The sequence below is a fragment of the Treponema sp. genome, from assembly GCF_045657965.1.
Classification (GTDB): domain Bacteria; phylum Spirochaetota; class Spirochaetia; order Treponematales; family Treponemataceae; genus Treponema_D.
Genome location: NZ_JAZOUG010000273.1, coordinates 1 through 15,987, shown reverse-complemented (window position 1 = coordinate 15,987; position 15,987 = coordinate 1). Strand labels below are relative to the sequence as shown.

Here is a 15,987-nt window from a genome sequence, read left to right as displayed (position 1 = left end):
CTTGACAGGAAAGCAATCGATTGTAGAAGCCGCAATCCGGAGTGAACACGACCGAATTGCCCCAGAATTGAACGAATTACGTGAATTTTTCAAGGGCAAAAAAGCCTATGTCTTTGCCGGAGATGCTTTTGCACACAATCTTACAAGCGTCGCTCATGATTTGGGACTTGAGATTGTTGGTGTAACGACATATCACCACGACAAAAAATATGACAATCCTGAAGTCAATACTGCGAAATATCTTGTTCAAAACGTCGGTAATATTCCAAATGTCTCGGTTTGTAACAAGCAGCCATATCAGGTCGTCAAACTATTGAAAAAATTAAAGCCTGACGTTCTGCTTGTCCGTCATCCGGGTCTTGCAGTGCTTGGATTTAAGCTTGGAATTCCTGCAATCATGGAAAATGACTCAGATAAAGCTGTCGGTTATAACGGAATACTTGATTTGGGCAGACGGATCAAGCGTTCCATGTTGACAGCAAAACTATATAAAAACTTTGCAAAACATACAATTTTCCCATACTCAGACTGGTGGTTTGATGAATCAACAGACCCATTCTATTTCGTGGAAAACAACTAGGAGAAAATATATGAAAGGCTCTATTTCACAACCAAGATTTACATGTGCACTAGGCGCACAGAATACAGTTCTTGCAATTCCACATGCTATTCCAGTCGTTCATGCAGGTCCAGGATGTGCGGCAACAGTAAATACCTTTACACAATCTGGCTATCAGGGAGAATGTTACGCAGGCGGAAACCAGATTCCTTCTACAAACACAAATGAAAGCCATGTCGTTTTTGGAGGCGAAAAGGATTTGAGAAGCGAGGTTGAAGGCGCATTTAAGGTTATGAAAGGCGACCTTTTTGTCCTGCTTTCCGGCTGTACAGCCGGTATTATCGGTGATAATACACAGAGCGTAGCAGAAGAATTTGCCGAGAGGGGATATCCTGTTGTTGGTGCGGAAACTTCGGGCTTCAAGGGAAATTCCTATATCGGACATGAAATTGTCGTCAAGGCGATAATCGACCAGTTTGTTGGAGATGTCGAGCCGAATGTTGAAAAAGGACTTGTGAACGTTTTTGCTGACGTTCCTGCACAGAATCCATTCTGGCGCGGAGACTTGCAGCAGCTGAAACTTCTTCTTGAAAAACTCGGTCTTAAAGTAAACATTCTTTTCGGCGTTTCAAGCGAAGGCGTTTCTGAATGGAAAAATATTCCTGACGCACAATTCAACCTTCTTGTTTCTCCATGGGTTGGTCTGGAAACCGTTGAATATCTTCAGAAAAAATACGGAACTCCTTTCCTTCATTATCCAATTTTGCCTGTTGGAGGTTCCGAAACTTCAAAATTCCTTCGTGAAGTCGGAAAATTTGCAGGTCTGGAAGAAAGTTTTGTCGAAAAAGTCATAACAAGGGAAGAAAAAATCTTCTACGACTACTTTGTCGGCACGGCGGACTTTTTTGCCACTCTTTTAATCAATCTTCCATACGAACTTTACATAAGCGGCGACAGCCTTTCTTCTTTTGGAATCACAAAATTCCTTGAGGAAGAACTTGGCTATATTCCACAGGGCGTTTTCGTTACCGACAATCCTAGTCAGAAAAATGAAGATAAAGTCAAGAAAATCTTTGAGTCTGAATTCCCGGAATATAAGGACATTCTGGCATTCGAGCCTGATTCCGAAAAAATAAAATTTGCAACAGAAGAAAAACTCCAGAAAACCGGCCGTGCAGTAGTTTTTGGAAGCGACTGGGAACGGAACTACACGAAAGCAAGCGGAAATATCTTTTTGTATTCCAGCGCACCTGTAAACCAGCAGCTGATTCTTTCAAAAAGTTATGTTGGCTATCAGGGGGGCTTGAAACTTATGGAAGACATTTACAACACAATGTTTGAAGGTAAGACAATTACAGGTCAGACATTCCAGGAAAAACTGGGAAAACAATAACGGGAGGCACTAAAATGGCACACGGAATATTTTCAAAAATCGAACCGGAAGAATATCTGGAACTGGCAGAAGCAAACGTCAGGTTCATCAATACAAAAATCAAAAAAGCACAGGCCGGAATCACATACACGATTGATGATGTTCCTCCGCTTGGTGCTAACAAGGCTGTCAAAGACAATTATTATGACGACATCACTTTTTATGCGGGAACGGCAGGTCAGGTTTATCTGAACCTTCATCTGTACAAAATTACGCACAAAAAAGAATATCTGGATACTGCGCTAGAGGGCGGAAAATATCTTATCTGGAGATGGAAAAACAAAAGGGAACTGAAGCGGAATTTCTCTGATTTCGCTTTTACAACCGGATGGGCTGGAATCAGCTATGTTCTGATTGCCCTTTACAAGGTAACCGGGGAAGAAAATTACAAACAAATCGTCACGGAAATTCTGGACACAAAAATCAGCGAGGCAAAAAAATCTCCTGATGGAATCGGCTGGTACTGGTCGAGCTTCAACGGAATCGTCGGAAATGCAGGTTCTATACTCACTCTGTTTTACGCAGCTAAAGAACTTGATAATCCAAAATGGAAGGAATTCGCTATTGAAGCCGGAAGATTTTTCCTGAACAAGGGAAAGAAACAGAAGGTCGGAATCGCTTATGACGGAGTTGATTTGTCATTCTTCAGCGGCTCGGATGATTATGTTGATCCGAATTTTCCGATGGGAACTGCAGGCGTTGGCTATACTCTGCTTCGTCTTTATGAAGAAAGCGGCGACAAGGTATTTTTTGAGGCCGTAAAAGGAATCCCAGAGTATCTTGAAAGCGTCGCGGTCAAAAGCGAAAACGGAGCGAAGGCGCTTGCCCACGGACTTCAAAAAAACAGCGATTTGTTCTTCCTTGGATATTGTCACGGACCTGCGGGAACGACACGTTTCTGGTACAAACTTTACAAAGTCACCGGCGAGCACAAATGGCTTGAAGAGGCTTTCAACTATGCGGAAGGAATTATTGCGGCCGGTGCTCCTGAAATTAAGTCTCCGGGCTACTGGGCACACAATTTCTGCTGCGGTACGGCCGGAATCCTCAATACTTTTCTGGGGCTCTGGGCTGAGACAAAAGATGAAAAATGGCTCAACTATGCACGGCGCTGCGGAAGGGTAATTGCAGGAGATGCAATCCGTTCAGATGAATACGATCCGCACAATGAACGGGTCCCGGTCGATAAGGACAAGCTTCAGGTGAAATGGATTTTTGTTCACCGAAGGAATCCTGATGTTGCATCCACAAGAATCGGTTTGTATGACGGAGCTGGCGGTGTTTCTCTGGCGCTCGCTACACTTTATCAGGCGGAAAAAGGCATTTTCGAAGCTCCCCGTGCCGTTGATGATCCCTTTCCTGCCAGACTTGCTTAAAAATGGAGAAAATGCCAATGAGTGAATATGTTGCAACTTATGATTTTGAAAAATCTGCTGAAACTGCAATTGAAATCAAAAATCTCGGCCTTGTTTATGAATCGGAAAAAACAACTTACGAGGCCTTGAAGAATATAAATCTGGACATCAAAAAAGGAGAGTTTATCTGCATCGTAGGTCAGAGCGGCTGCGGAAAGAGTACTTTGCTTTCAGTTCTCGAAGGACTGAACAGGGCAACAAGCGGTGAAGTCAAGATTAACGGCAAGGTCGTGACCTCCCCGGGCGTGGAGAGGGCCGTCGTTTTCCAGAATTACTCGCTTTTTCCCTGGATGACCGCAAAGGAAAATGTTTCTTTCGCCGTTTACGAAACCAATAAAAAACGCGGAAAAAAACTTTCAAAGAAAGAAGCGGATTCAATCGCCGAAGATTTTTTGCACAAGGTTGAGCTCAACCGTTTTGAGGACAAACTGCCGGGCGAACTTTCGGGCGGAATGCAGCAGCGTGTTGCAATCGCGCGTGCAATGGCCTGCAACCCAGAAATCTTGCTGATGGACGAGCCTTTCGGTGCTCTGGATGCAAAAATTCGTGAAAATCTTCAGGCGCTTCTTCTTAAACTCTGGCGGGAAGATGAACATAAAAAAACCGTAGTTTTCGTAACTCACGATTTGAACGAAGCTATTCTTCTTGCTGACAGAATTGTATTCATGATGCCGCTTCGAATTCATTCGGTAATCGACGTGAACATTCCGCGTCCGCGGGTAAGGGAAGCCGTTTATGAAACTGAAGAGTATAAAAAACTCAATCAGAAACTGAATCATCTTTTTTATAATGATGTAACAAGCTATGTAAATGAAAATGAGGTAGGCTTATGATAAAACGAATCCTAAATATTCCGAATCTGCTTTTTGTGCTGATTTTTGCATCTTTTCTGCTTCCGAGCAAATATGCTGTAGAAATGCGGAGCGGATTAAAATCCCCCTTGATTTTCGCAATTGTTCTGATTCTGATTGAAGTACTTTTCCATTTCAATTATTCAAAAGCCAAAAAAAGAAGAGCCGCACTGGACATAACAAGTTTTGTATATGCTTTTCTTTTAATCTGGGAATTTTTCGTATCAAGATTAAATCTGCTGCCATATATATTTATTCCTGCACCAGAGAATGTCTTCTACGTTTTTCTTTCTGATTGGGATACAATTTTAATTGGATTTGTTAATTCAATGATTCTGATTCTCATTGGCATGGTTTCAGCTCTTTTTGTAGCTACCCTGCTGGGAACCTTTGTAGGCTGGAATGAAAGACTTACTAAAGCTGTTTATCCTGTTTCAAAGGCGATTTCAACGGTTCCGGCACTCATTTACACGCCTTACATAGTCTTAATCATGCCGACTTTCAGGGTGGCATCCTTCTGTGTAATTTTTCTGAGTATCTTCTGGGGAGCTTTCATGGGCTCAATCAACAATACGGCATTTGTCGAAAAGAAAATCATCAATTCGGCACGTATTCTGAATCTTTCGACACCGACAATTCTTTTCAAGGTGATTATTCCTTTCAACATGCCGCGATTGATTAATGCACTTCCGATTCAGCTTGCAACGGCCCTGATGACTCTTACGGTGGCGGAAATGCTCGGTGCTGACAGCGGAATGGGCTATTACGTAAGATTTTCGCTTAACTTTGCGAACTACACAAAGGCAATCGCGGGAATCATCTTTATCGGTCTTGTCGTTACCCTGCTGAACACGGGAATTGACATCGCGAAAAAACACTTAATTAAGTGGAATTACTAAAAAACTCGTAAAACATATTTTAGAGGTACAAATATGAAAAATGGAAAAAAAATCATACTGGTTCTTTCGGCACTTTCTTCGCTGGCAGTGATTTCCTGCAACGGGAAAAAAACTGCGAAACAGGAAGAACGGTACACAATCACGGCGGGAAACTACGGTGCAGGCGGAAGCGTCGGAAGCCCCTTGTATGCAATCGCACAGCATGACGGAATCTTTGACGAACATGGACTTGACGTAAAGCTGTTCCAGACTGACAGGAATGCTTATGTCGAGGCGCTGACTGTCGGAAAATTCGACATGACGTTCACGAGTTTTATCGCTCAGGTTGCAAGTGCAGCTCAGGGAGCGGATCTTGTGCTTTTTGGCGGAAGTCAGTCAGGCGGAGAGGCATACTATGCAAACAAAGATGCCGCCGAAAAATACAGGAATCCTGACAACTGGGGCGACATCAAACTGGGGCTTCTTTTGAACTCAACTTCGGAACTTCATTTGCGTACGGTTTTCCAGCGTGACAAAGGAATTGATATCAAGGGAAACATAAAATACATGGACGGTGAAGAAGCAAAGCTTCAGTCAACAGTCAAAGGAATAGTTGATGCTACACATGTTTCCCGCACTTATTTTGACACTGCTGAAAACATGGGACTAGTAAAACTGTTTTATCTAAATGACCTTCAGCCTGATTATGTGTGCTGCCGCCTCACAGCAAACGGAAAAAGAATCCGCGAAGACCGGGAAGCATTCATAAGATTTCTGAAAGCTGAAATCAAAGCTTTTAAAATTTACAAAGAAAATCCTGATGCCGTAATCAGTGCACTTAAAAAAGAGCGTTTTGAAGAGGATTTCGTTAGAAAATATGTGCTTGATCCGACAACCAACGGCGGAATCACTTTCAATCCTGATCCGAATTTTAACGGTGTAAGCGACATTTATGACACAATGAAGAGAATCAAATTTGTAGAAAATGGCCGCGACATTCAGGAATTCTTTGATATTTCAGTTTATGCTGATGCACTCAAACAGGTGATTGCTGAAAATCCGAATGAACAAATATACAAAAATATGTGGACTTACTTTGTTGAGCATAACAATCATTATCCTGATTTTGATAAAAACTATTTATAGGACACATCAAAAATCATATAAACCTAAAGCAGCCCCTGCAGTTCAAGAAAACCTTTGCTGCGGGGGTATAGTTTTTTTTCCTATATCCTTTATAATTTTTTTATATCAGACCTTTTTTCTCAATTCAGATATACCTACTATGTAGATTTGACTTTAAGAACATCCTTCTTGCCCTTTCAGCAGGAAAAGTTGACATCGGAGCTCATGCTTATGAATCAAATCCTGAAAGAAGGAAAAACTACTGCTACGGGAGCAATTCTGCAGCACTGGAATGAAGACCACCCGAACGAACAGATTAATGCAGTTTTGACTTCGGCTCTCACAAACGAACAGGTAGTTGCGGCAATGAAAAACGGCACTTACGATGCTTTCTTCACAAACATTCCGAGCTTTAATCAGATTCAGAAGGAATACGGCGAAATTTTCCGCCTTGTCGAGGAACCGATATCAACTTCACCGGCATATTTCATCTTCAATCTGGACAATCCTGAGCTTAAAAAGGATGTTGACGGTGCTTTAAAACAACTTATTGATTCTGGCGAACTTGCAAAACTTGCTGTTAAAGATTTGGGCTCTGACACCACAAAAAATATCACGGTTTTGATTGCAAAGCTGCCGGTAACTTTTGAGATTGTTGCGGTTTCTTTCACGCTGGGCTTTATCCTTGCCCTTCTGATTGCGACCGCAAGAATCAGAAAAAATAATCTTCGTTGACCTTGCATTGATTTTGAATCAGGGCGTTTTTCTGGGTGAAATTTTTCGAGGTGCAATTCTTTCAATTCCAAAAGGTCAGAAAGAGGCGGCACTTGCCTGCGGATTAAGCAATTTTCAGGCTTTCGTAAAGATTGTGCTTCCGCAAGGCTTCCGTGTGGCTCTTCCTGCAACGGGTCTTACTTTAATCGGGCTTTTTCAGGAAACTTCACTTGTTTTTATGATTGGAGTAATTGACATAATCGGCCGCGCTTCAGCACTTGGAGCTACAACGGGGCATAGTCTTGAAAGTTATGTGATTATTGCGGTGATTTTTGTTTTGATTAACTTTGTGCTTACAGGAATTACAACAAAAATAGATAAAAATCTGACTTACGGCGCAAAATCCGTCAAAACGGGGGCAGCATGAAATTCAGTTTTGAATATTTGTGGAAATGTCTTCTTTCAGGCGCAGTCTTTGTTCCTGTAACGCTTAAACTTGCTCTCATTCCGCTTGCGATTGCCCTCGTGCTTGGAACTCTTATTGCCCTTGCGCGGATTTTACTTCCTCAAAGGAAGGCTCGTGCTCTAGCCATAGCGGATTTTGCTAGTACACGCTGTCGCTTTTTTGGCGGATGCAGAAAGTGCAGGCGCAGGGGCAGCGGTTCGTGAGGTTGATGTACAGCCCCGAATGCACGGGGTACACGATGGTCATTCCTTTTTGCATTGCTGCTCCTATTCGAGAACGGCGACTGCTTCGATTTCAACGAGCGCGTTTTTGGGGAGCGCGGCGACTTCAAAGCAGCTGCGGGCGGGTTTGCTCACAAAATACTTTTCGTAAATGGCGTTGAATGCGGCAAAGTCGGCGATGTTTTTGAGGAAGCAGGTTGTTTTTACGACTTTTGAAAGGTTTGTTCCCGCGGCATTGAGGATTTCACCCAAGTTTTTGATTGCTTGCTCGGCTTGCTGTTCGATTCCCTCGGCTTCGATTGCGCCGCTTTGCGGATTTATGGGAATTTGCCCCGAAGTGTAGACAAAGCCGTTTGCGACGATTGCCTGTGAATACGGACCGATTGCGGCGGGGGCGGATTTTGTTTCGATTGTTTCCATTGTGTTCTCCTGCAAAAGCCGAGTCATTTTCGACTCGGCTTTCGTCTTGGGCTACAATTTTACACGGAAAATCACAGGAATTGCAACGGATGTTTTTGTTGCAGCTTTGTAATCATCGCTCGTGTTAAGAGCCTGCGTGAATTCAACGGCTGCCGTGATTGCAGCTGCCGAACCCGCACTAATTTTTGCCCGTGGAGAAACTGTGACGGTATTTTCACCCAAATTTAACTTGTCGTTGTTGTCGAGGTCAACATAATCAAGTCTACCGTCAAGTGCAAAGGTAAGTGTTTCATTTGCAACATAAGAAAATTCGGCACCCACTTCTAATCCTGTTTCTGGGTCGCGAGCACCGTCAAGTTTCAAAGAAGAATATTTTGCAACCAGCGTTGTTTTAAAGGCTTCCGTGAAAGCATATTGGAAACGAGCGTCAACGGCAAAGGCAAGGTCAACTACATCTTTTTGAACGCCACCGGTAAAACCGAGAACTGCGGCGAGCCCTTCGACTGGCTTAAGTGTGAGATATGCACCGCCACCAAATGCTTTGTGTTCGGGGTTTTTGAAAATCAAATCGAGGCTTACGACTTCTCCTTGCCAAGTTGCTTCAAAAATATAGCCGGCAAGCTGGCTGAATTTTTTTGTCGTATCATAGGCATATTCGATAAGCCCGCCTTTTATGAGCAATTTGCCGTTCGCAATATCACTAAGCGTGTAATCTGCGAGCAAAGAAAGATTTTCACCGCCTGCACTCTGCGCAACATTTCCAAAATCATAAAGCCATGTTTTTCCGACGGTTTCAACGGAAGAAGTACCCGCTGCGGTTGTCGTTTTAACCCAAACGCCAGAGCCCGTACTTGTTTCTGAATACTCACTATCCGGAGCTGCGGTCGCCTGTATAATTGATGTTGTTGTAGCTCCGGCGGTTGTTTTAAGTCCGAGCGTAAGTTTATTTGAAAGACCGAATTTTGCAAAATCAGAATCGAGCAAACCGGCTTCTGTTGCAGTCACATTGTAGCGGTTTGTAAAGCGGCTGTCGAAATCACCGAATGTGAATTTCAAATCGCCATAATTCAAGTAACCGTAATATGTATCAAATGTGATTGCACCTGTCTGCGCCTGATTTCCCGCATTGATAACAGATTCAATCGCGACTCCGGCATATTCATTATTTGCATAGAAATTAAGGTAATCGGCTGCGCTTGCATTTTTAAGATTCCACAATTTCGATGATTCATCACCATCTTTTGGCTTTGAATATGAATACACGCTCGTTCGGATTCGAGCCTGTTCTTTGATTGTAATTTCCGCTGAAAGCGAAGAGAGGGCGACAGCGAAGGTTGCTGACACAGCAGTTAGTGTTTTTAGGACTTTTTTCATAAGAGACCTCGTTAATAAATGAAATAAATTCTTCATACAAAGAATTTTGAAAAAGCACTGGAAACTAAGGAGGATAACCAGTGCTTTTATTCAACAGATTTTTTCAAAATCTACCGACTTGCTGTGCTTTATACAAAAAATAAAAAATCTTGCCTAATATTTTTTTCTGATTTGATGTATAGATTTTTTTTATAACTCTCGCTGACAGTTGGCATGAGCGTTCTTAATTATAAAAAAATCCTATAACTCTCATAAAAAAATTGTATTAGGAAGGATTTGCGAAATTTTGTATACCTACTATATCGCTAGGTTTTAAGCCTACGAGGAGGTATCTATGAAAAAAAATCTTTTGAAAATCGCTTCTGTCGCCACCCTTTCTCTTGCCTTGGCTTTTAGTATGCTTTCCTGCAAAAAAGAAAAATCTGATGTAAAGACTGTCATCGTCGGCACAGGCTCGGACAGCAAGCTTTATTGCTATCTTGATGAAAAAGGCGAGCTTGCAGGATACGAGATTGACGTCATGAAGGCGATTGACGAGCTTTTGCCCCAGTACAAATTTGAATTCCAGACTTTTGACTTTAAGAACATCCTTCTTGCCCTTTCAGCAGGAAAAGTTGACATCGGTGCGCATGCTTATGAATCAAATCCTGAGCGAAGAAAGAATTATCTTTTCACCGAGTATGGCTACAATGACTTCTCAAAATATATCGTCGTTTTGAAGGAAAACACACAGGTTCATTCCCTTAAAGACCTGGTTGGAAAAACTGCTCAGGCTTCGACTGGTTCTGCTACAGGTGCAATTTTGCAGCACTGGAACGAAGATCACCCGAACGAGCAGATTAATGCAGTTCTGACTTCGGCACTCACAAACGAGCAGGTTGTCGCGGCAATGAAAAACGGCACTTATGATGCTTTCTTCACAAACATTCCTAGCTTCAACCAGCTTCAGAAAGAATACGGTGAGATTTTCCGTCTTGTCGAGGAACCGATTTCAACTTCTCCTGCATATTTCATCTTCAATCTGGACAATCCTCAGCTCAAAAAAGATGTTGACGGCGCGCTCAAGACTTTGATTGATTCAGGCGAGCTTTCAAAACTTGCGATTAAAGATTTGGGTTCTGACACGACTAAGAATATCAACAAATAGCTGATTCCCGCCACGCGCGGGAAAAATGGTGTGCTTATGAGTGAATTGTTTTCCTGGCAGCGAGTTGTTGCAAACTTTCCTGTTCTGATTGTGAAGCTGCCGGTGACTTTTGAGATTGTGGCAGTTTCCTTTTCGCTGGGATTTATCCTTGCCCTTCTGATTGCGACTGCCAGGATAAAAAAGATTCCCGTACTGAATCAGATTCTGACTGTTTTCATTTCCTTTGAAAGGGGAACACCGCTTCTGGTTCAGATGCTTGTCGTTTATTACGCGCTGCCGATTCTTCTGTATTCGCTTTTTGGAATCGACACGCGCCGCTGGGAAAAAATCATTTTCGTGGACCTTGCCTTGATTTTGAATCAGGGCGTGTTCTTGGGAGAAATTTTCCGCGGGGCAATCCTTTCGATTCCGCGTGGTCAGAGGGAAGCGGCTCTTGCCTGCGGGTTCAGTGATTTCAACGCCTTTGTGAAGGTTGTTCTTCCACAGGCGGCTCGGGTTGCTCTTCCTGCAACGGGACTTACGCTCATCGGGCTTTTTCAGGAAACTTCGCTCGTTTTTATGATTGGCGTTATCGACATCATCGGGCGTGCGGCGGCTCTTGGAGCTACGACGGGACACAATCTTGAGAGCTATCTGATTATTGCATTCCTTTTTGTGATGATAAACTTTGCACTTACGGCAATCACCACGAAAATCGATAAAAATCTGACTTACGGCGCAAAATCCGTAAGAACGGGGGCAGCATGAAATTCAGTTTTGAATATTTGTGGAAATGTCTGCTTTCGGGCGTGGTCTTTATTCCTGTCACGCTCAAACTGGCTCTCATTCCGCTTGCGATTGCCCTCGTGCTTGGAACTCTGATTGCCCTTGCGCGGATTTTCAAGATTCCTGTGGTCGAAAAAGTCTTCAAGGTTTTTGTCGCAATCTATTCGGGAATCCCTGTCATGGTAACGCTGCTTATCTTCCATCTGATTTACCTGAGCTGTTTTAAGCCGGGAAAGAACGGAACGATGTTGCTCGCGTATTTTACTTTTACGCTCGGACGAACGATTATCGTGAGCGAGTCTGTGCGCGGTGCATTCCTTTCGATTCCAAAAGGTCAGTATGAGGCGGCTTATGCGTGCGGACTTTCGACTTTCCAGACTTTGAGGAAAATCGTCATTCCGCAGATGATTCCTGTTGCGCTTCCGACACTTACGAACAATACGCTCGGTTCTATAAAAAATACTTCAATTGTTCTGGTGCTTGGAATTGTGGATGTTCTGAACGGATCGACCATTCCGTGTGCGGACACTTACAGTTATGTCGAAGGCTATGTGGCGGCGGCAATCATCTATTGGGCTGTGAACGCGGTTGTGGAATTCCTGCTCGTGCGGCTTGAAAAACATTTAGCGAAAAAAAGGTGATTTCTATGATTAAAGTTGAGCATGTGAAAAAGAATTTCGGTCATCTCGAAGTTTTGCATGATGTGTCGCTCACGGTCGATGACGGAAATGTAATCGTCATTCTCGGGCCGAGCGGCAGCGGAAAAACAACGCTCCTGCGCACGATAAATTTCCTGGAACGTGCGGACAAAGGCACTCTTACAATCGGCGACACGACAATTGATTTGCACGGCGCAAAGAAAAAGGATGTGCTTGCAGTCCGGAGAAAAACGGCGATGGTTTTCCAGAATTACAATCTTTTTGCAAACAAGACTGCGCTTGAAAATATCGTCGAGGCACTGGTTACGGGGCATGGAGTTCCGAGGGCTCTGGCAGTTGAGCGTGCAAAGCTGGAACTTGAAAAGGTCGGACTTAGTGACAAAGAAAATTATTATCCGAGCCAGCTTTCAGGCGGTCAGCAGCAGCGTGTCGGAATTGCGCGTGCGGTTGCCTTGGATGCCGAAGTGATTCTTTTTGATGAGCCGACCAGTGCCCTTGACCCGGAACTTGTCGGTGAGACGCTTGCGCTCATCAAGCAGGTTGCAAAAGAAGGACACACGATGATTGTCGTGACTCATGAAATGAGCTTTGCCGAAGAAGTGGCGGATAAAGTTGTATTCATGGACGGCGGTTATGTCGTTGAAGAAGGAAATCCGAAGGATATTTTTTATTATCCGAAAGAAGAGCGGACGAAACAATTCCTGCGAAGGATTCTTCCGCCGACTGATTTATCATCAAATCTATAGTAAGCATAAAAAAAGAAGAGGATTTTATGGCGAAACAGATTCAGGACACAATCCGGGACAGCCATCCGAGTTTTGCGGATGTGCAGGTCGGAGAATCGCAGTCTTTGCGTGAAAAAGCGCAGAAGCACTGTCTGAAAAATGCGCACAGGACTTTTGAACAGGGCATCCAGTGCGTACAGGTAAACAGCATGAATGCGCTCGTGAGTTTGCAGGACACGGTGATGGTGATTCATTCGCCGCTCGGCTGCTCAGGCTGTGCCGCGTTCGGTGCGATTGACCGTTTGAATGTTTACAAGCATCACCGCGGGCGTGATGATGCTCCAGACAGCCATGTCATTTCTACGGCTCTCGGCGAAAAAGAAGTCATTTTGGGCGGAGAAAAACGCCTCGAAGAAACAATCAAAAAGGCAGTTGAACGCTACAATCCGAAAATCGTGTTCATTTTGTCGTCGTGCGCGGCGGCAATCATTGGAGACGACATTGATGCGGTTGCAGAGCGTATGGAAAAAAGATACCGCCGCATCGAAGGAAAGGACATTCTTTTTGCTCCGGTTCACTGCGAAGGCTTTAAAAGCCGTAACCATGCCACGGGCTATGACCTTGCGCTCGCCACACTCCAGAATTATGTGATTCGCGATGCGCGCCCGCCAAAACAGAAAGGCCTCATCAATCTTTTTGCGACACATTCTTTGAGCTGGGCCGACCAACAGGAAATGAAGCGAATGCTCGGTGCAATCGGGCTTGAAGCGAACATTCTGCCCTACAACGCTTCGTATGAAGACATCATGAAAATCCCTGCGGCTGAATACAATATCTCTGTCTGCCAGATTTTCGGCGACGAATACATTAAATTTCTGAACGAAAAATACGGCATTCCTTATGCGGTTACATGTATGCCGATTGGAACACGCAGCACAAACCGCTGGCTTCGGGCAATCGCAAAGCTCGCAGGAAAAGAAAAGGAAGCCGAAGAATTCATTGCAAGCGAAAGTGCTGCCGTTGCGGATGAAGTTGCGGCAATCAAAAAAAAGACCGACGGACTCCGCGCATGCCTTACTGCGGGAACAGGACGCGGTTTTGCCGCTGCGACACTCATCGGCGACTACGGCATGAAACTTTTGTGCATGCATACGCCTTATTATGACGAAGCCTACATCGACGACTTCAAGCGGCTCGAAGAGATTCACGGTTCTGAATTCCTGGTAAACATCGCTGACATGCAGCCTTACGAACAGGTCAATCTCCTGAAAAAATATAAGCCTGATGTCTTTATCGGAATGTCGAACTGGGTAAGCCGGCTTGGAATTCCTTCCCTCCATATCCTCGATTCAAAGCGACCTACATTCGGTTACAGGGGTGTTCTCTATCTCGGACGAAAAATCGAAGACGCGCTCGACAACAACAATTTCAACAGGAACATTTCTCAGTTCTCGAAAAATGCCTACCGTGAAGAATGGTATGAAAAAGACGCGTTCAGTTATCTGCAGATGCCAGAAGAATAAACTACAGATTTAAGGAATTGAAATTATGGAAAAATGTATAGAAAGACCGAGAAATTTATGCTCGCTGCATGGCGCGCTTGATGTGATTGGAAATATTTACCGTGCGATTCCGATTTTACACGCAAGCCCGGGATGCTCAATGCAGGCTTCAAACCGAACGAATCTTTACTATCTCGGTGGCTATCACGGTCTTCCAAGCTCCAACGCTTACGAAAAGGAAGTCGTGTTCGGCGGAACAAAACGCCTCGAAGAGACAATCCGCGGAAGCCTTGAAATAATGGACGGAGATTATTACGCGGTTTTAACAGGCTGTTCAATGGGAATCAACGGAGACGATGTTGGAAGCGTTGTAGAAAAATTCTCGGACTCAAAATATCCGATTGCAAGCATCGATACAGCAGGATTCCGTGGCGACACTTACACAGGATACAACATGGCCCTGCTTGCTACAGTAAAGGCACTGGCAAAAAAGACGAAGACCGATCCGCTTCTGGTAAACATCTACGGACAGCCGCCGAGTTCAGACATCACGCTTCGTGGGGATTTTGAGGAAATCACAAGAATCCTTTCCATAATCGGCGTAAAGGCAAACACCTTCTTTATCCGGCGCGACGGAATCGAACAGTTCAAAAATTCCGGGAACGCCGCGCTCAACATAAATCTTTCTCCCTGGCTTGCAAAAAACGTTGACGCTTACTACAAGCATGCATTCGGAATCGAGACACTGACATTTAACGGCTGGCCTGTCGGACCGAAAGATACTGCTTCATTCCTCAAAATTGTGGCAGAAAAACTTGGAATCAAAAAAGAACTCGTAGAAAAAGTCAGTTATGAAGAAGAACTTTACGTCTACGAGTACCTGGATTCACTTTTTGGAAATTTTGAACGGCACCGCTTTATTCTTGTCGGAGAAAGTGCAAAGGCTCTTGGAATTGCACGCTTTTTGGTGAATGTTCACGGTCATATTCCGCTTGCCCTGATTCTCACTGATTCAGTTTACGAAAAAGACCGTCAGGGCATCCGTGAGGAAATACAGAAGCTCGACTGCCCCAGAAAGGCCGATGTCTATTTTGAAAATGATGTCTATGAAATCGAACAGATTGCGAAGAAATACGATGGCCGGGCGACTCTTTTTATGGGAAGCTCTTATGAGAAAAAAATCGCGCAAAAGCTGAATGCTTTTTTCGCAATCACATCAAATCCCTGTCTCGACAAGGAGATTCTGAACCGCTCGCACGTCGGCACGCACGGCTGCATCTCCCTTGTGGAAGATTTGTACAATCATTTTTAGTGGCAGGCTTCGACTCGGATGCAAAAGTCAAGAATCCTCGACATGACTGAAGGAGCCATTCTCCCCCAGATTGCCGCTTTTGCCCTTCCTCTCTTCGCCGGAAACATGTTCCAGCAGCTCTACAACACGATGGACTGTTTCGTGGTGGGGAAATTCCTTGGGAAGGACGCACTTGCGGCCATCGGAGCTTCCTCCCAGTTCGTCTTCACCGTAATAGGCTTTTTCGCGGGATTTTCCACTGGGGCTCAGATTGTGATTTCCCAGGCTTTCGGCGCGAAAAACATCGGCCGTATGCAGGATGTGATTCACACGGCGATTCTCAGCTCTTTTTTCATCAGCCTGATTATGACGGTGGCGGGAATTGCCTTTTCTCCGCTGGTGCTGCGTTTGATTTCTGTCCCGGAAAGCGTTTTTGAGCCAGC

18 protein-coding genes are annotated in these 15,987 nt (G+C 44.3%); 16 read left to right on the top strand and 2 right to left on the bottom strand.

The genetic code is table 11. The features are described 5' to 3' along the window. The 9 genes from ACKI5B_RS10350 to ACKI5B_RS10310 form a co-directional block, all read left to right on the top strand. On the top strand, positions 1 to 580 hold a 580-nt coding region (locus ACKI5B_RS10350; RefSeq protein WP_407428450.1), incomplete at its 5' end, for a nitrogenase component 1. Positions 581 to 590: 10 nt separating this feature from the next. Beyond that, positions 591 to 1,952: a nitrogenase component 1 gene (locus ACKI5B_RS10345; protein WP_407428448.1), complete on the top strand. Its 1,362-nt coding sequence runs from the start codon at positions 591 to 593 to the stop codon at positions 1,950 to 1,952. Positions 1,953 to 1,966: 14 nt separating this feature from the next. Further along, positions 1,967 to 3,367 carry a lanthionine synthetase LanC family protein gene (locus ACKI5B_RS10340; protein WP_407428446.1) on the top strand — a complete coding sequence of 467 codons (1,401 nt, stop codon included), beginning with the start codon at positions 1,967 to 1,969 and terminating at the stop codon, positions 3,365 to 3,367. Positions 3,368 to 3,384: 17 nt separating this feature from the next. Then, a complete protein-coding gene (locus tag ACKI5B_RS10335; RefSeq protein WP_407428444.1) occupies positions 3,385 to 4,239 on the top strand; it encodes an ABC transporter ATP-binding protein in 855 nt (284 codons plus the stop codon). Continuing rightward, the gene (locus ACKI5B_RS10330; RefSeq protein WP_407428442.1) at positions 4,236 to 5,156 is read left to right on the top strand and encodes an ABC transporter permease; all 921 of its coding nucleotides are present in this window, start codon (positions 4,236 to 4,238) and stop codon (positions 5,154 to 5,156) included. The genes ACKI5B_RS10335 and ACKI5B_RS10330 overlap by 4 nt, the downstream gene beginning before the upstream one ends. A 33-nt stretch (positions 5,157 to 5,189) precedes the next feature. Beyond that, positions 5,190 to 6,281, top strand: a complete 1,092-nt coding sequence (locus ACKI5B_RS10325) for an ABC transporter substrate-binding protein (RefSeq protein ID WP_407428440.1) — start codon at positions 5,190 to 5,192, stop codon at positions 6,279 to 6,281. A gap of 210 nt (positions 6,282 to 6,491) precedes the next feature. After that, the gene (locus tag ACKI5B_RS10320) at positions 6,492 to 6,995 is read left to right on the top strand and encodes a type 2 periplasmic-binding domain-containing protein (RefSeq protein ID WP_407428438.1); all 504 of its coding nucleotides are present in this window, start codon (positions 6,492 to 6,494) and stop codon (positions 6,993 to 6,995) included. After that, a complete protein-coding gene (locus tag ACKI5B_RS10315; protein ID WP_407428436.1) occupies positions 6,958 to 7,401 on the top strand; it encodes an ABC transporter permease subunit in 444 nt (147 codons plus the stop codon). Before ACKI5B_RS10320 ends, ACKI5B_RS10315 begins: the two co-directional genes overlap by 38 nt. Beyond that, a complete protein-coding gene (locus ACKI5B_RS10310) occupies positions 7,398 to 7,643 on the top strand; it encodes a hypothetical protein (protein WP_407428434.1) in 246 nt (81 codons plus the stop codon). The genes ACKI5B_RS10315 and ACKI5B_RS10310 overlap by 4 nt, the downstream gene beginning before the upstream one ends. A gap of 63 nt (positions 7,644 to 7,706) precedes the next feature. Here ACKI5B_RS10310 and ACKI5B_RS10305 read toward each other — a convergent pair whose 3' ends face one another. Together ACKI5B_RS10305 and ACKI5B_RS10300 are read right to left on the bottom strand one after the other, a co-directional pair. Then, a complete protein-coding gene (locus ACKI5B_RS10305; RefSeq protein WP_407428432.1) occupies positions 7,707 to 8,081 on the bottom strand; it encodes a RidA family protein in 375 nt (124 codons plus the stop codon). Positions 8,082 to 8,132: 51 nt separating this feature from the next. Further along, positions 8,133 to 9,455, bottom strand: a complete 1,323-nt coding sequence (locus ACKI5B_RS10300; protein ID WP_407428430.1) for a hypothetical protein — start codon at positions 9,453 to 9,455, stop codon at positions 8,133 to 8,135. A gap of 334 nt (positions 9,456 to 9,789) precedes the next feature. Between ACKI5B_RS10300 and ACKI5B_RS10295 the strand changes: the two genes are divergently transcribed. From ACKI5B_RS10295 to ACKI5B_RS10265, 7 genes are all read left to right on the top strand, one after another. Then, positions 9,790 to 10,602: a transporter substrate-binding domain-containing protein gene (locus ACKI5B_RS10295; RefSeq protein ID WP_407428428.1), complete on the top strand. Its 813-nt coding sequence runs from the start codon at positions 9,790 to 9,792 to the stop codon at positions 10,600 to 10,602. A 36-nt stretch (positions 10,603 to 10,638) separates the two neighbouring features. After that, a complete protein-coding gene (locus tag ACKI5B_RS10290; protein ID WP_407428426.1) occupies positions 10,639 to 11,349 on the top strand; it encodes an amino acid ABC transporter permease in 711 nt (236 codons plus the stop codon). Beyond that, positions 11,346 to 12,008, top strand: a complete 663-nt coding sequence (locus tag ACKI5B_RS10285) for an amino acid ABC transporter permease (RefSeq protein ID WP_407428424.1) — start codon at positions 11,346 to 11,348, stop codon at positions 12,006 to 12,008. Before ACKI5B_RS10290 ends, ACKI5B_RS10285 begins: the two co-directional genes overlap by 4 nt. A 5-nt stretch (positions 12,009 to 12,013) precedes the next feature. After that, the gene (locus ACKI5B_RS10280; RefSeq protein WP_407428422.1) at positions 12,014 to 12,772 is read left to right on the top strand and encodes an amino acid ABC transporter ATP-binding protein; all 759 of its coding nucleotides are present in this window, start codon (positions 12,014 to 12,016) and stop codon (positions 12,770 to 12,772) included. 26 nt (positions 12,773 to 12,798) lie between these two features. After that, a complete protein-coding gene (locus ACKI5B_RS10275) occupies positions 12,799 to 14,274 on the top strand; it encodes a nitrogenase component 1 (protein ID WP_407428420.1) in 1,476 nt (491 codons plus the stop codon). Positions 14,275 to 14,299: 25 nt separating this feature from the next. Continuing rightward, the gene (locus tag ACKI5B_RS10270; RefSeq protein ID WP_407428418.1) at positions 14,300 to 15,565 is read left to right on the top strand and encodes a nitrogenase component 1; all 1,266 of its coding nucleotides are present in this window, start codon (positions 14,300 to 14,302) and stop codon (positions 15,563 to 15,565) included. Between the two features lie 18 nt (positions 15,566 to 15,583). Further along, positions 15,584 to 15,987, top strand: a 404-nt coding sequence (locus tag ACKI5B_RS10265; RefSeq protein ID WP_407428416.1) for an MATE family efflux transporter, incomplete at its 3' end; no start/stop codon positions are given.

Coding starts and splice junctions, on each gene's coding strand:
- ACKI5B_RS10270 (WP_407428418.1), top strand. CDS start 14,300: ATGGAAAAATGTATAGAAAGACCGAGAAATTTATGCTCGCTGCATGGC.
- ACKI5B_RS10290 (WP_407428426.1), top strand. CDS start 10,639: ATGAGTGAATTGTTTTCCTGGCAGCGAGTTGTTGCAAACTTTCCTGTT.
- ACKI5B_RS10335 (WP_407428444.1), top strand. CDS start 3,385: ATGAGTGAATATGTTGCAACTTATGATTTTGAAAAATCTGCTGAAACT.
- ACKI5B_RS10325 (WP_407428440.1), top strand. CDS start 5,190: ATGAAAAATGGAAAAAAAATCATACTGGTTCTTTCGGCACTTTCTTCG.
- ACKI5B_RS10295 (WP_407428428.1), top strand. CDS start 9,790: ATGAAAAAAAATCTTTTGAAAATCGCTTCTGTCGCCACCCTTTCTCTT.
- ACKI5B_RS10275 (WP_407428420.1), top strand. CDS start 12,799: ATGGCGAAACAGATTCAGGACACAATCCGGGACAGCCATCCGAGTTTT.
- ACKI5B_RS10310 (WP_407428434.1), top strand. CDS start 7,398: ATGAAATTCAGTTTTGAATATTTGTGGAAATGTCTTCTTTCAGGCGCA.
- ACKI5B_RS10280 (WP_407428422.1), top strand. CDS start 12,014: ATGATTAAAGTTGAGCATGTGAAAAAGAATTTCGGTCATCTCGAAGTT.
- ACKI5B_RS10285 (WP_407428424.1), top strand. CDS start 11,346: ATGAAATTCAGTTTTGAATATTTGTGGAAATGTCTGCTTTCGGGCGTG.
- ACKI5B_RS10340 (WP_407428446.1), top strand. CDS start 1,967: ATGGCACACGGAATATTTTCAAAAATCGAACCGGAAGAATATCTGGAA.
- ACKI5B_RS10305 (WP_407428432.1), bottom strand. CDS start 8,081: ATGGAAACAATCGAAACAAAATCCGCCCCCGCCGCAATCGGTCCGTAT.
- ACKI5B_RS10300 (WP_407428430.1), bottom strand. CDS start 9,455: ATGAAAAAAGTCCTAAAAACACTAACTGCTGTGTCAGCAACCTTCGCT.
- ACKI5B_RS10330 (WP_407428442.1), top strand. CDS start 4,236: ATGATAAAACGAATCCTAAATATTCCGAATCTGCTTTTTGTGCTGATT.
- ACKI5B_RS10345 (WP_407428448.1), top strand. CDS start 591: ATGAAAGGCTCTATTTCACAACCAAGATTTACATGTGCACTAGGCGCA.
- ACKI5B_RS10320 (WP_407428438.1), top strand. CDS start 6,492: ATGAATCAAATCCTGAAAGAAGGAAAAACTACTGCTACGGGAGCAATT.